Source organism: Pseudomonas sp. 43A (assembly GCF_013363935.1).
GTDB classification, from domain to species: domain Bacteria; phylum Pseudomonadota; class Gammaproteobacteria; order Pseudomonadales; family Pseudomonadaceae; genus Aquipseudomonas; species Aquipseudomonas crudilactis.
In genome coordinates this window covers 6577777-6590828 of record NZ_CP054880.1, presented here as the reverse complement: position 1 = coordinate 6590828, position 13052 = coordinate 6577777, and the positions used below count along the sequence as shown (strand labels likewise).

Sequence of the window (13052 nt, the reverse complement as noted above, 5' to 3'; positions counted from 1 at the left end):
GGGAGCGAGCTTGCTCGCGAAGAGGGCGGTACTGCTTGAGCTGATTCCGGATCAGTCAGCTCAGCGCTGAACCACGCGCATCTGGCTCTGTTCTTTCGGCAACACCCGCTTGGCAACCACGTAATGCTGCTGCCAGTACGGCTTGTTCAGCGTATCGATGCTCACCGCTTTGCCACGACGCGGGGCGTGGATGAAGCGGTCGTTGCCCAGGTAGATGGCAACATGGTTGACCCGGCGGCTCTTGATGTTGAAGAAAATCAGGTCGCCCGGCTTCAGATCCTTACGCTCGACTTTCTCGCCGTGGCCGCTGGCCATGGCGTTCGAGGTGCGTGGCAGGTCGAACGTGGCGTCGTTGAACGCGTATTTCACCAGACCGCTGCAATCGAAACCTTTACTTGGGCTGCTGCCGCCCCAACGATAAGGTGTACCGAGGACGTTGACCGCACGGCTCAGCACATTGCTGCTTTCCTTGCTCGCCATCGGTGGCACCAGCTTGCTGTGGCTCTTGCTGCTCAGCGTGGTGGTTTTGCTTTTGCTGCTTTTGCTCGAAGGAGCCGAAGCATGGGATTTAGGGGTAAAGCCGTTGACGTTGGGAAGACGTTGCTCACGATTGGTGGCGTGGGCGGCCAGTGGCATTAATAGGCAGATGGTTAGCCATGTCTTGAAAAATGGTCGCATTAGGCGTGGCTCTTAAGTGATAGCGCGCAACTTTATAACAGAGTTTTTTTTCATTCCGAGGCCGTTGGTCGATTCACTTGGCTGGCAACGGAACCAAATAAGCGGCAAATGGACGCAATTGTCGGACAGAAGTCAGGTGCTATAAGGCTTTGACGGTAGCAACGGTAACATTTGCCATACGTCGGCTACCTGTAAAAAAGTCACAAAGAATTCAAGAATATTTATCTATCGTGTGAATCGAGGTCTTCATGAACCCCTATCAACAATTTGTTCAGCAGCAAGATACGCACAGCAAAATCATCGGTTATCTGCTGTGGATTTTCGGTTTTACCGGCGCCCACCGCTTCTATTACGGCAAGCCGGTGACCGGGACGATCTGGTTCTTCACCTTCGGTTTGCTGGGCATTGGCTGGCTGATCGACCTGTTCTTGATCCCGGCAATGGATCGCGAGGCGGATCTGCGTTTTACCGCCGGGCCGATCGAATACAACGTGGCGTGGATTCTGCTGACGTTCCTCGGAGCATTGGGTGTGCACCGGATGTATCAGGGCAAGTGGATCAGCGGCCTGATCTATCTGCTGACAGGCGGGTTGTTCTTTCTGGGGGTGCTGTATGACTTCTGGACGCTGAATGATCAGGTCTCGGTGCGCAACGCGCAGAATCGCGGTGCTTTCCAGTAAACAGGAGAGGCTTGCCAGACCGCTTAGACGAACGGTTTGGCAAGTTCCTCAAAGAGCTGTTTTGCTAATGTGTTATTTAGATTGGGCAAATGTGCTGGCCTGAAAAGCGATAAACGTGATTGCGCTAGCAACGTAAAATATTGCGATGACCGCATGGTTCGGTATCGACCAATAAACAATACTTCCCACAAGAATCACCAGTGACACCGTGGCAAGCAAATATGCTGGTATTTTTCGGATTAGACTTGCAGAGAAGCGAGTGCGTGACTTTCGCAATAATAGAATCTGCATTAGGTGGTTAAGTGTCAGTGTCAGCCATATAGCAAACATTACGCTAAAGGGGATGCCGATTGAATCTTGTTTGGCATCGTATATTTGCGCCTCGAGATTTTTAGTGAGTATGAATACGCCGGTGCAAAATGTGACTGCGAGTAAAATGAGATACGTACAACTCGAAAATTTATAGAATCTCTTCATTTAAGCTCCACTGAGCGGGCGTGGAAAATATTATTAAACTCTACGGGGTCGGTTGAAAGCCAGTTCCGGTGAGCCGTATTTTTTGCTTGCCGAAGATATCGATCTCGTAATGCGTTCCGGAGAATACTCTACCTGCTGTTGTTAAGACTTCAAGCGCTGTTGATCTGTTGCTGGCATCGAAATCATAAGTATCGGTATACGCTCTGACGACGCCATCGAAAATCCAGGATCCTTGTACATCTCGCGTGAAACTTCCTTCCATGCTCAACGTTATTCTTCCTAGGTAAGCTCCGGTGACGTTGCTGTCATTGATGGTTGCGTAAGGGATCTTCGGATCAGATAAATAATAGGTACCGGCCTCTCGGGTGCTGGCAATTGAATTGGCCAGTAGTGGCAGTTCGTTGGCCCTGACGTTCAGGCCGATATTGTTAATGCTCACTCTCATCCTCTCCCCGTTCCCCCACAGGTAGTGGGCGAAAGCTTTAATCGGGCTGAAAGTGCCTCCCGATAACTCAGTAGTCAATGTTTCGTAATTTAAATTGTATGGAGCTGTTGCTGAAACTTTGATCAGTGCTTCTATCGGGCTCAGTTTCTGCTGCGCAGCAAAAGCATCGGCCAAACTGAAATTTATAATCTTGTTCTTAAAGTAGCCGTGGCTAATAACAGCGGCGCTGTTGAGTAGGTAGTTATCGCTTTCAGTGATTCTCCACAGGTCACGAATACCTCCCAGAGCATCGTTATTTATTGCCTTGTTCACCATTTGGAGCTCATAGGTGAAAGCTTTGATGCCAGATTTCATTTCCAGCCAGGAATGGAACATATCCATTTCCGCTGAAGACAACACAGGCCCATCGCTTAAGGGGAGTGCGTAGGTTTGACCATCATGGTTGATAATGGCTTCTCCAGCGCCCTGCCAATCTGCCGTGGCGTAGGTTCCCCAGCTAAAACCATGGTTAACTGTAAAGCCACCAGAATTCCCTGTTGTGCCCCTGGTGACGATAGGTGGAAGCGTAAGTCCATTTTTCATATGTTCATCCTTGTTGGTGATTGTCGTCCTTTTTGCAGGTTTTATATTAGGGGTGGCGTATTAAAATTGGATATGGAAAATTTGTAGTCTGTTTCTGATTGTGCCGAAGTTATTTTTGTAGGAAAGAAAGGTGTCGGAAATTTCTTTTTGGCTCGCGTACCTTTTCCTACACCTGTTGATGGAGAGCAAATAGCGGGTATTAGGCGAGTGTATGTGCTGGTTCAGGAAGGGAGCTGAGCGGAGTTTTAGTAATTAGACAATTTGGTGTTACTAACCGAAGTCCAACAGATCGCAGCCCACTACAGGCTGCGATCATTAGAGTTTACGCCTGGTGACTAATCCGCCCATCCACCAAGGTGTAGCGAACCACACCCGGCAGGCTGTGCCCAATGAACGGGCAGTTCTCGCCTTTCGACAACCAGTTCTCACCGGCCACGGTCGACGCTTTCGGATCAAACAACACGATATCCGCCGCCCCGCCCACCGCCAGTTTGCCAGCCGGCAGACGCAGCGCCTCAGCCGGGCCTGCGCTCAAACGCGCCAGCAAGGTCGGCAGATCCAGCAAACCATCCTCGACCAGCGTCATCGCCAACGGCAGCAACAGTTCAACACTGCTGATGCCCGGCTCGGTCGCGCCGAACGGTGCCAGTTTGGCGTCACGTTCGTGCGGTTGGTGATGGCTGGAAATCGCCGACACTACGCCGGACTTAACTGCTTCACGCAAACCGTCGCGATCCGCACGAGTGCGCAGCGGTGGCTGCACGTGGTACAGGCTGCTGAAGTCGATCAGCGCTTCGTCGGTCAGAATCAGCTGATACAACGCCACGTCCGCCGTCACCTTCAAACCACGCGCCTGAGCCTGAGCAATCAGGGCAACACCGCGAGCGCTGGTCAACTGGCTAAAGTGCGCGCGTACGCCGGTCTGCTCGACCAGCAACAGATCACGGGCCAATGCCACGGTTTCAGCGGTTTCCGGAATCCCCGGCAGGCCGAGGAAACTGGCCACGGCGCCTTCATGAGCCAAACCACCCTCAGCCAGATCATGATCCTGCGAGTTGAAAATCACCGTCAGGTCGAACGTCGCCGCGTATTCCAGCGCCCGGCACAGAGTGCGAGTGTTGCGGAAACTCTCCAGACCGTTGCCGAATGCCACGCAACCAGCGTCGCGCAGCGCTACCAGCTCAGCCAGTTGCTCGCCTTCCAGGCCTTTGCTCAGCGCGCCAATCGGGAACACCTTGGTGTTGCCGGCCTCGCGAGCGCGATCGAGGATCAGTTCGGCCACGGCGGAGGTGTCGAGCACCGGTTTGGTTTTCGGCGGGCAGCACAGGCTGGTCACGCCACCGGCGGCCGCTGCGCGGGTTTCGCTGATGATTGAGCCTTTGCGGCTGTAACCCGGCTCGCGCAGGGCCACGTTCAGATCAACGAGGCCCGGAGCGGCGACAAGGCTTTGGGCGTCGATGGTTTCTACTGCCGTGAAACCCGCTGGGGCCGCGCCGAGGGCGACGATCTTGCAGGCTTCAACGTGAATGTCGGTGATTTGATCCAGGCCGCTGCTTGGATCGATGACGCGTGCGCCGAGAATGCTGAGCTTCACTGGGCGTTCTCCTGCTCGAATTGGCGCTGAGCGGTTTGCCCGCTCATGGCCATGGACAACACCGCCATACGAATCGCGATGCCGTAGGTGACCTGATTGAGGATCACCGAGTGCGGGCCGTCGGCCACTGCGGACTCGATCTCCACCCCCCGATTGATCGGCCCCGGGTGCATGACGATGCAATCCGGTTTGGCCCCGGCCAGGCGCGCGGTGGTCAGGCCGAACAGGCGGTAGAACTCGCCCTCGCTCGGCAGCAGGCCGCCGGTCATGCGTTCACGCTGCAGGCGCAGCATGATCACCACGTCGACGTCCTTCAGACCTTCAGTCATGTCGGTGTAGACCTTCACGCCGTATTGCTCGATGCCGATCGGCAGCAGGGTTTTCGGCGCGATCACGCGGATGTCCGGGCAACCGAGGGTTTTCAGCGCGAGCATGTTCGAGCGCGCCACCCGCGAGTGCAGGATGTCGCCGACAATGGCCACCGAGAGGTTTTCGAAACCGCCCTTGTGCCGACGGATGGTGAGCATGTCGAGCATGCCCTGCGTCGGGTGGGCGTGACGGCCGTCGCCGCCGTTGATGATCGCCACTTGCGGGCAAACATGTTCGGCGATGAAGTGCGCAGCGCCGGAATCACCGTGGCGCACGACAAACATGTCGGCGGCCATGGCTTCAAGGTTGCGCAGGGTGTCGAGCAGGGTTTCACCTTTGCTTGCCGACGAGGTCGACACGTTCAGGGTGATCACGTCCGCCGACAGCCGCTGGGCCGCCAGTTCGAAGGTGGTGCGGGTGCGCGTGGAGTTTTCGAAGAACACGTTGCACACGGTCTTGCCGCGTAGCAACGGGACTTTCTTCACCGCCCGGGCACCGACTTCGAGGAACGAGTCGGCAGTGTCGAGGATTTCCGTCAGCAACTCGCGGCGCAGGCCGTCGAGCGAGAGGAAGTGGCGCAGCTGGCCCTGATCATTGAGCTGCAGCGGGCGCTTGGTATCTAGAGGCGTCATCGCGAAGGGGACTCTCAATAGGGCGGATTAAAGGTTGAAGTCTTGCAGTTCGAGCGTCAGCGGCTCGGGGCCGGACAGCTTCACCCGTTCGTGAGCGGCCAGCGACAAAGTCGCGCCGACCACGTTCGGGCGGATCGGCAGCTCACCGGCGTCGAGGTCCAGCAGGCAGACCAGAGTCACGCTGGCCGGGCGGCCGTAGTCGAACAATTCGTTCATGGCGGCGCGGATGGTGCGGCCGCTCATCAATACATCGTCAATCAGCACCAGATGCTGGCCTTCGATCTCGAAGGGCAGGGCGGAAGGGCGCACTTGCGGGTGCAGGCCGTTCTGGCTGAAGTCATCGCGGTAAAAGGACACATCCAGCGTGCCCAGTGGCGCGTCGCTGCCCAATTCCTTGAGCAAGGCCTGCGCGACCCAGATACCGCCAGTGCGGATGCCGATGTAACGCGGTTCACTGATTTCACGCTGGGCAAGGTGCGCCTTGAGGCGGGTCGCCATCTGGCTGATCAGATCGGCGGGATTTGGCAGGCTCATGGTTGCTCCTTGTTGGGGGCGAGCCGGATCCTTGGACACGACTCGGTTTTTCACTCAAAAGAAAAGCGCCGAAGCGCTTGTCAGGATTCAAACAATGCAGTGTTTTCATCGAGCCAGCCCTGCAACAGCAGAGCGGCGGCGATGGCGTCCACCGGGTTGTCGCGGTAACTGCCTTTTTGGCCGCCACGGGCCAGGCGCTCGCCTTTGGCTTCAAACGTGGTCAGGCGTTCGTCGTGGGTATAGAACGGCAGGTTGAAGCGGCCATTGAGGCGGCGGGCGAATTTCTCTGCGCGCAGGCACATGTCGCTCGGCGTGCCGTCCATGTTCAGCGGCAGACCGACAACGACGGCGTCGGGTTTCCATTCTTTTATAAGGGCTTCGACCTGGTTCCAGTCCGGCACGCCATTCTGTGCCTTCAAGGTGCACAGCTCGCGGGCCTGGCCGGTAATCACCTGGCCGACCGCGACGCCGATCTGTTTGGTGCCGTAGTCGAAGCCGAGAATCAGGCGCAGGGCCATCAGGCGTGACCTGCCTGGCTGGTCAGCAGGCTGAGGTTGATCCCCAAATGCCTGGCCGCTGCTTCGAGACGCAATTCGCTGCTGGTGTTGAAGAGGATGTCGGCGTCGTACGGGCAGTTCAGCCAGGCGTTGTCGGCGAGTTCCGCTTCCAGCTGCCCGGCTTCCCAACCGGCGTAACCGAGGGCAATCAGGCTTTTTGCCGGGCCGACGCCGTCCGCGATGGCGAACAGCACATCCTGCGAGGTGGAAAGGGCCAGATCGCCATCCAGTTGCGCGGTGGCCTGGAAGGTTTTCCCCGCCGGATGCAGGACAAAACCGCGATCAGTCTGCACCGGGCCGCCGATGAAGATCGGCACGTGCTGGCAGAGTGCTGGCGGATCGATGTCCGGGCGCAGCTGCTCAAGGATGTCGGCCAGATTCAGCTCTTGCGGTCGATTGACCACAATCCCCATCGCGCCATTGGCCGTGTGCTCGACGATGTAGGTCAAGGTGTGGGCAAAGTTCGGGTCGGCCATGTGAGGCATGGCGATCAGGAATTGATGCTTGAGGTAGCTGGGGCTGACGTTTTTCATGTGCGCTAGTGTGGCGTCGAAGGGGCAAACTGACAAGCTGAGGATCAGAGAACAACGCAGATCAAATGTGGGAGCGAGCTTGCTCGCGAAGGCGCCAGGTCAGGCAATATCAATGGTGCATGTGCCGGCCTCTTCGCGAGCAAGCTCGCTCCCACAAGGTTTCTGTGGTGTGTCAGTTGCTTGAGAGCTTGTCGCCCCGGGCGAATTTCCAGGTACGAATGATTTCCAGACGGTCGATATCCGACAAGTCCCCGGTAAACGGCGCAAACGGTGCCGCCAGTCGGACGATGCGCTGTGCCGCCTGATCCAGCAGCGGCTGGCCGGACGATTCCAGCACCAGCACTTCATACAGCGAGCCGTCGCGGTTGATCGAGACCATCAGGCGCAAATTGCCATAGATCTGCTTGCGCCGCGCTTCCTCGGGGTAATTGAGGTTGCCAATGCGCTCGACCTTCTTGCGCCAGTCATCTTTGTACCAGGCGCCTTTGTCGCGCATGGTCGACGCCGCGCTCAAGCGGTGAATACGCGGACGCTTGGCGTACAGCTGTTGTTCCTTGGCCAGTTCCGCTTCGAGGCTGGCGATGTCGCTGGACAGCTGCGAGCTGTCGAATTCCGGCGCATCAACCGTCGGTTTGACCTCGGTTTTGCTCTCTTCTTTCTTGGTCGGCGCCTTTTTCGGCTTCGGCGCGACGGTGGTCACCGCAGCCTTGGGCGCGGCCTCCTGCACCTCCGGCTTGGCGGCCGGGGGCGGGGTGACTTTCTTGACCTGATTGTCCTGGAATGGCGCCACTTCGGTGGTTTTCGGGATCGCCTTCTTGTCCAGCGTGCCGCTGCCTTCCTGATGCTCTTGGGCGAGAAAGTCAGCCTTCTCCGGCTTCTTTTCACTCTTGAAGGTGGCGAGGGTGATTTCCAGGGTTTTGCTGATTTGCTTGGGCTCGACCATGGTGAATCCGACGCCGAGCAGCAGCGCCAAATGGATCAGCGCTGCGAGAAACAGGGTAAAACCGAGGCGATCGGCCGGGCGCACGCCACGGTGGGCGAGTTCTGCGGGCAGATCGGACGGGAGGGTCATGACAAGAAAACCAACATCGCGTTTTTCAGAGGCTGCGCATGATAACGCAATGTTGGTTTCACGCCTTGGGCTTCACGCTTCAAGCGACAGACTGCATGTGACGTGCATCAAGCTTGTGGCTTTTTGCCGGCGGCTTGCAGCTTCTTGGCGATCGCGTCCATCAGCAGGCCGCCGATGTCAGTGCCAAAGGCATTGTCGATTTCACGGATGCAGGTCGGGCTGGTGACGTTGATTTCGGTGAGGCTTTCACCGATCACATCGAGACCGACGAACAGCAGGCCTTTCTCACGCAGCGTCGGGCCGACCTGCGCAGCGATCCAGCGATCCTTGTCGGTCAGCGGGCGCGCTTCACCACGGCCACCGGCGGCGAGATTGCCACGGGTTTCGCCCTGCGCCGGAATCCGCGCCAGGCAGTAATCCACCGGTTCGCCGTCGATCATCAGGATGCGTTTGTCGCCGTCCTTGATTGCCGGCAGGTAAGCCTGGCCCATGATCTGCTGGCCACCGAGGGCGGTCAGGGTTTCCAGAATCACCGACAGGTTCGGATCGCCCGCGCGGTGACGGAAGATCGACGTACCGCCCATGCCGTCGAGCGGCTTGAGGATCACGTCGCCGTGTTTGGCGGCGAATTCACGCAGCACGTCGGCGCGACGGCTGACCACGGTCGGCGGCGTGCACTGCGGGAACAGCGTGGCAAACAGTTTTTCATTGCAGTCGCGCAGGCTTTGCGGCTTGTTCACCACCAGCACGCCAGCGGTTTCGGCCTGTTCGAGCAGGTAGGTGGAGTAAACGAACTCCATGTCGAACGGCGGATCCTTGCGCATCAGGATCACGTCCAGATCGCTCAGCAGGTTGTCCTGCTCGGCGTCCAGTTCGAACCATTTCTCCGGGTTGGCGAAGACTTTCAGCGGCTTCATGCGCGCCCGGGCCTGACCTTCACCCTGATACAGGTCGCGCTGTTCCATATAGAACAGTTCCCAGCCACGCTTCTGCGCGGCCAGCAGCATGGCCAGCGAGCTATCCTTTTTATAGGAGATGCTGGCGATAGGGTCCATGACAATCCCGACGCGAACGCTCATTGGGTTTTCCTCGAAAATTGGCTACCGGATCGGTATTGAAAAAGTGCCGCCAGAGTGGCGCCGGGCGGGTTTTCGGTCAAGGAAAAACCCGTCGATAGATTGCATCTGGAGACTGTGCTAAAAAGGCTGGCGTAGCGTGCTGGCCCTTGAACATCAAGGGTTTCGAGCCATTCATAACCGCAAAACGGACAAATTGATTCGCAAAGGCGACGGTAGAGCCCTCTTATGGAACAGCAGTCCAGCGCCTTGAAGGTCATGGTGATCGACGACTCGAAAACGATTCGTCGCACCGCCGAAACATTGTTGAAGAATGTCGGTTGCGAAGTGATCACGGCGATCGACGGTTTCGACGCCCTGGCGAAGATCGCCGATAACCATCCCGGGATCATTTTTGTCGACATCATGATGCCGCGTCTGGATGGTTATCAGACCTGCGCTTTAATCAAGAACAACAGTGCGTTCAAAGCCACGCCGGTGATCATGCTGTCATCGCGTGACGGGCTGTTCGACAAGGCCAAGGGGCGGATTGTCGGATCTGATCAATTTTTGACCAAGCCTTTCAGCAAGGAAGAACTGCTCAACGCGATCCAGGCCCATGTTCCGGGCTTCGCCGCCGTTTTGCCGCAGTAAGACACGTACAGTGACGCTCGGCCAGCGGGCCGGGCGTCGACAAGAAAAATGGGGAAAACCATGGCACGTATCCTGATCGTCGATGATTCGCCGACTGAAATGTACAAACTCACCGGCATGCTCGAAAAGCACGGCCATGAAGTGCTCAAGGCTGAGAATGGCGCCGACGGCGTGGCCCTGGCCCGTCAGGAAAAACCTGACGCGGTATTGATGGACATCGTCATGCCCGGCCTCAATGGTTTTCAGGCCACCCGTCAGTTGACCAAAGACCCGGAAACCGGACATATCCCGGTGATCATCATCACCACCAAGGATCAGGAAACCGACAAGGTCTGGGGCACCCGACAGGGCGCCAAGGATTACCTGACCAAACCGGTCGACGAAGACACCCTGATCAAGACCCTGAACAACGTGCTCAAAGGCTGATCGCGCGACCATGAGCGAATCGCTGACCGCGTTCGAACTGCTCTGGCAAATCGACCAGCGCTGCCGCTTGCTGGCGGCGGACCTGCCGTCGCAACCGGCGCGCCAGGATCGCTGGAGCGGCATCGGCTTTCGCCTCGGCGAGCATTGGTATGTGGCGCCGATGGGCGAAGTCAGCGAAGTGCTGCACGAACCGCGTTTCACTCAGTTGCCCGGGGTCAAGCCATGGGTCAAAGGGGTGGCTAACCTGCGTGGGCGGCTGCTGCCGATCATGGATTTGTGTGGTTTCTTCGGGCATGAACTGTCGCCGCTGCGTAAACAGCGGCGGGTGTTGGTGGTGGAGCATGGCGATGTGTTCGCCGGGCTGATGGTCGATGAGGTGATTGGTCTGCAGCATTTCGAGCAGGACAGCTTTGAACCGATTTCGATCAGCAAGCGCCAGGGCTCCAAGGCCGAGTTCGTCAAAGGCTATTTCCGCCGTGAGCAGAACTGGCGGGTGTTCAGCCTGTTTGCGCTGGCCAAATCCCCGGTGTTCATGAGCGTCGCGGTATAACAGATTCAACACCGTCCCCTGTGGGAGCGAGCTTGCTCGCGAAGAGGGCGTGTCAGGCGAAACAAATATTGGCTGACCCAGCGCTTTCGCGAGCAAGCTCGCTCCCACAGGGATTGCAGCAGGCCTCAAAGGTGTGGGTTAAGGGCGAGGACCGATGACAAAAGCAAAAACAGGCAAGCCGGCGGAAGGCTCGCGCAGTCGCTCGCAGATCATCGTGCTGTTTATCGCACTGATCGTGTTCATCATGCTGCTGTTCGCCAACTTCGCTTACCTCAACACCCAGGCGAACTACGACAAACAGTACATCGGCCATGCCGGTGAACTGCGCGTGCTCTCGCAACGCATCGCCAAGAACGCCACCGAAGCCGCCGCCGGCAAGGCTGCCGCGTTCAAGTTGCTCAGCGATGCGCGCAACGATTTCGCTCAGCGCTGGGGTTACCTGAAAAAGGGCGACCCCGCCACCGGCCTGCCGCCAGCGCCGGCCACCGTGCGCCCGGAAATGCGCGCCGTGCAGCTCGACTGGGAACGCCTGCTGAAAAACACCGACGCGATTCTCTCCAGCGAACAGACCGTGCTGTCGCTGCATCAGGTCGCCGCGACTCTGGCCGAAACCGTGCCGCAGTTGCAGATCGAATACGAAAAAGTCGTCGAAATCCTCCTGCAACGTGGCGCTCCTGCCGCACAAGTGGCGATGGCCCAGCGTCAATCGCTGCTGGCCGAGCGCATCCTTGGCGCGGTCAACACCGTGCTCGCCGGCGACGAAAACTCGCAGCAAGCCGCCGATGCCTTTGGCCGTGATGCCACCCGTTTCGGCCAAGTGCTCAACGGCATGCTGCAAGGCAATCCGACGCTGAAAATCAGCCAGGTCGAAGACCGTGACGCCCGTGCCCGTTTGAGCGAGATTTCCGAGCTATTCCAGTTCGTTTCCGGCTCGGTGGATGAAATCCTCGAAACCTCGCCGGAGCTGTTCAAAGTCCGTGAATCGGCGAGCAACATCTTCAGCCTCTCGCAAACCCTGCTCGACGAAGCCTCGCACCTGGCCACTCGCTTCGAGAACCTTGCCGGCGGGCGCAACACCGACACCATCGGCGGCTATGTCCTTGGTTTGCTGGCGCTGGCGTCGATCATCCTCATCGGTCTGGTGATGGTCCGGGAAACCAATCGCCAGTTACGCGAAACCGCCGAGAAGAACGAGCGCAACCAGAACGCGATCATGCGCCTGCTCGATGAAATCGAAGACCTCGCCGACGGCGACCTCACCGTGACCGCCTCGGTGACCGAAGACTTCACCGGCACCATCGCCGACTCGATCAACTACTCCGTCGACCAACTGCGCGATCTCGTCGCGACGATCAACCTCACCGCCGGCCAGGTTGCTGCCGCCGTGCAGGAAACCCAGGCCACCGCCATGCACCTGGCCCAGGCCTCGGAGCATCAGGCCCAGCAGATTTCCGAAGCTTCGACGGCGATCAGCGACATGGCGGAATCCATCGATCAGGTCTCGGCCAACGCCGCCGAGTCTTCTGCGGTGGCGGAGCGTTCGGTGGAAATCGCCAACAAGGGCAACGAGGTGGTGCACAACACCATCCACGGCATGGACAACATTCGCGAGCAGATTCAGGACACCGCCAAACGCATCAAGCGTCTCGGCGAGTCGTCGCAGGAAATCGGCGACATCGTCAGCCTGATCGACGACATTGCCGATCAGACCAACATCCTCGCCCTCAACGCGGCGATTCAGGCGTCGATGGCCGGCGATGCCGGACGCGGTTTTGCCGTGGTCGCCGATGAAGTGCAGCGGCTGGCCGAACGCTCGTCCGCCGCCACCCGGCAGATCGAAACCCTGGTGCGGGCGATTCAGACCGACACCAACGAAGCTGTGATTTCCATGGAGCAAACCACCACCGAAGTGGTGCGCGGCGCGCGACTGGCGCAGGATGCCGGTGTGGCCCTGGAAGAAATCGAAGGCGTATCGAAGACCCTCGCGGCGCTGATTCAAAGCATCTCCAACGCAGCGCAGCAACAGACGTCCTCGGCCGGGCAGATCTCGCTGACGATGAACGTGATCCAGCAGATCACTTCGCAGACTTCGTCCGGCTCCACGGCTACTGCGGAGAGCATCGGTAACCTGGCGAAAATGGCCAGTCAGTTGCGCCGTTCGGTGTCCGGCTTCACCTTGCCGGCGGCGACAGATAAAGCGTGAGTGGAGTTGTT

14 protein-coding genes are annotated in these 13052 nt (G+C 58.2%); 5 read left to right on the top strand and 9 right to left on the bottom strand.

From position 1 onward, the window contains the following. Window positions 1–60 precede the first annotated feature (60 nt). A complete protein-coding gene (locus HUW52_RS29130) occupies window positions 61–678 on the bottom strand; it encodes a C40 family peptidase (protein ID WP_016985978.1) in 618 nt (205 codons plus the stop codon). A 248-nt stretch (window positions 679–926) separates the two neighbouring features. On the opposite strand from HUW52_RS29130, the gene HUW52_RS29125 reads away from it, so the two are divergent. Then, a complete protein-coding gene (locus HUW52_RS29125) occupies window positions 927–1358 on the top strand; it encodes a TM2 domain-containing protein (protein WP_122596578.1) in 432 nt (143 codons plus the stop codon). A gap of 517 nt (window positions 1359–1875) precedes the next feature. Here HUW52_RS29125 and HUW52_RS29120 read toward each other — a convergent pair. The 8 genes from HUW52_RS29120 to gshB form a co-directional block, all read right to left on the bottom strand. Continuing rightward, window positions 1876–2862: a lipid II-degrading bacteriocin gene (locus HUW52_RS29120; RefSeq protein ID WP_016985975.1), complete on the bottom strand. Its 987-nt coding sequence runs from the start codon at window positions 2860–2862 to the stop codon at window positions 1876–1878. Window positions 2863–3184: 322 nt separating this feature from the next. Then, entirely contained in the window at window positions 3185–4456 is a 1272-nt protein-coding gene (locus HUW52_RS29115; protein WP_175555546.1) for a dihydroorotase, read from the bottom strand. Further along, entirely contained in the window at window positions 4453–5457 is a 1005-nt protein-coding gene (locus HUW52_RS29110) for an aspartate carbamoyltransferase catalytic subunit (protein WP_007913665.1), read from the bottom strand. The genes HUW52_RS29115 and HUW52_RS29110 overlap by 4 nt, the downstream gene beginning before the upstream one ends. A 27-nt stretch (window positions 5458–5484) precedes the next feature. Beyond that, window positions 5485–5991, bottom strand: a complete 507-nt coding sequence (pyrR, locus tag HUW52_RS29105; RefSeq protein ID WP_016985973.1) for a bifunctional pyr operon transcriptional regulator/uracil phosphoribosyltransferase PyrR — start codon at window positions 5989–5991, stop codon at window positions 5485–5487. Between the two features lie 80 nt (window positions 5992–6071). Then, window positions 6072–6509 carry a Holliday junction resolvase RuvX gene (gene ruvX / locus HUW52_RS29100; protein ID WP_016985972.1) on the bottom strand — a complete coding sequence of 146 codons (438 nt, stop codon included), beginning with the start codon at window positions 6507–6509 and terminating at the stop codon, window positions 6072–6074. Further along, window positions 6509–7081, bottom strand: coding sequence for a YqgE/AlgH family protein (locus tag HUW52_RS29095; RefSeq protein WP_016985971.1), 573 nt, complete (start codon window positions 7079–7081; stop codon window positions 6509–6511). The genes ruvX and HUW52_RS29095 overlap by 1 nt, the downstream gene beginning before the upstream one ends. Window positions 7082–7253: 172 nt before the next feature. Further along, on the bottom strand, window positions 7254–8153 hold the full coding sequence (locus HUW52_RS29090) for an energy transducer TonB (protein WP_038358807.1): 900 nt from the start codon (window positions 8151–8153) through the stop codon (window positions 7254–7256). A gap of 107 nt (window positions 8154–8260) precedes the next feature. Continuing rightward, window positions 8261–9232 carry a glutathione synthase gene (gene gshB, locus HUW52_RS29085; RefSeq protein ID WP_175555545.1) on the bottom strand — a complete coding sequence of 324 codons (972 nt, stop codon included), beginning with the start codon at window positions 9230–9232 and terminating at the stop codon, window positions 8261–8263. Between the two features lie 225 nt (window positions 9233–9457). Here gshB and pilG point away from each other — a divergent pair, with 225 nt between their 5' ends. From pilG to HUW52_RS29065, 4 genes are all read left to right on the top strand, one after another. After that, window positions 9458–9862, top strand: a complete 405-nt coding sequence (pilG, locus tag HUW52_RS29080) for a twitching motility response regulator PilG (protein WP_007913673.1) — start codon at window positions 9458–9460, stop codon at window positions 9860–9862. Between the two features lie 60 nt (window positions 9863–9922). Continuing rightward, the gene (gene pilH, locus HUW52_RS29075) at window positions 9923–10288 is read left to right on the top strand and encodes a twitching motility response regulator PilH (protein ID WP_026000666.1); all 366 of its coding nucleotides are present in this window, start codon (window positions 9923–9925) and stop codon (window positions 10286–10288) included. A 10-nt stretch (window positions 10289–10298) separates the two neighbouring features. Beyond that, window positions 10299–10838 (top strand): chemotaxis protein CheW, encoded by a 540-nt coding sequence (locus HUW52_RS29070; protein WP_016985967.1) that lies wholly within the window; start codon window positions 10299–10301, stop codon window positions 10836–10838. Between the two features lie 154 nt (window positions 10839–10992). Next, a complete protein-coding gene (locus tag HUW52_RS29065) occupies window positions 10993–13041 on the top strand; it encodes a methyl-accepting chemotaxis protein (protein ID WP_175555544.1) in 2049 nt (682 codons plus the stop codon). The last annotated feature ends 11 nt before the right edge of the window (window positions 13042–13052 follow it).

Bases quoted from the DNA above. Each gene is read 5' to 3' on its own strand.
- HUW52_RS29090 (WP_038358807.1), bottom strand. From the start codon at position 8,153: ATGACCCTCCCGTCCGATCTGCCCGCAGAACTCGCCCACCGTGGCGTG.
- HUW52_RS29095 (WP_016985971.1), bottom strand. From the start codon at position 7,081: ATGAAAAACGTCAGCCCCAGCTACCTCAAGCATCAATTCCTGATCGCC.
- HUW52_RS29130 (WP_016985978.1), bottom strand. From the start codon at position 678: ATGCGACCATTTTTCAAGACATGGCTAACCATCTGCCTATTAATGCCA.
- HUW52_RS29125 (WP_122596578.1), top strand. From the start codon at position 927: ATGAACCCCTATCAACAATTTGTTCAGCAGCAAGATACGCACAGCAAA.
- HUW52_RS29065 (WP_175555544.1), top strand. From the start codon at position 10,993: ATGACAAAAGCAAAAACAGGCAAGCCGGCGGAAGGCTCGCGCAGTCGC.
- pilH (WP_026000666.1), top strand. From the start codon at position 9,923: ATGGCACGTATCCTGATCGTCGATGATTCGCCGACTGAAATGTACAAA.
- ruvX (WP_016985972.1), bottom strand. From the start codon at position 6,509: ATGGCCCTGCGCCTGATTCTCGGCTTCGACTACGGCACCAAACAGATC.
- HUW52_RS29110 (WP_007913665.1), bottom strand. From the start codon at position 5,457: ATGACGCCTCTAGATACCAAGCGCCCGCTGCAGCTCAATGATCAGGGC.
- pilG (WP_007913673.1), top strand. From the start codon at position 9,458: ATGGAACAGCAGTCCAGCGCCTTGAAGGTCATGGTGATCGACGACTCG.
- pyrR (WP_016985973.1), bottom strand. From the start codon at position 5,991: ATGAGCCTGCCAAATCCCGCCGATCTGATCAGCCAGATGGCGACCCGC.
- gshB (WP_175555545.1), bottom strand. From the start codon at position 9,232: ATGAGCGTTCGCGTCGGGATTGTCATGGACCCTATCGCCAGCATCTCC.
- HUW52_RS29070 (WP_016985967.1), top strand. From the start codon at position 10,299: ATGAGCGAATCGCTGACCGCGTTCGAACTGCTCTGGCAAATCGACCAG.
- HUW52_RS29120 (WP_016985975.1), bottom strand. From the start codon at position 2,862: ATGAAAAATGGACTTACGCTTCCACCTATCGTCACCAGGGGCACAACA.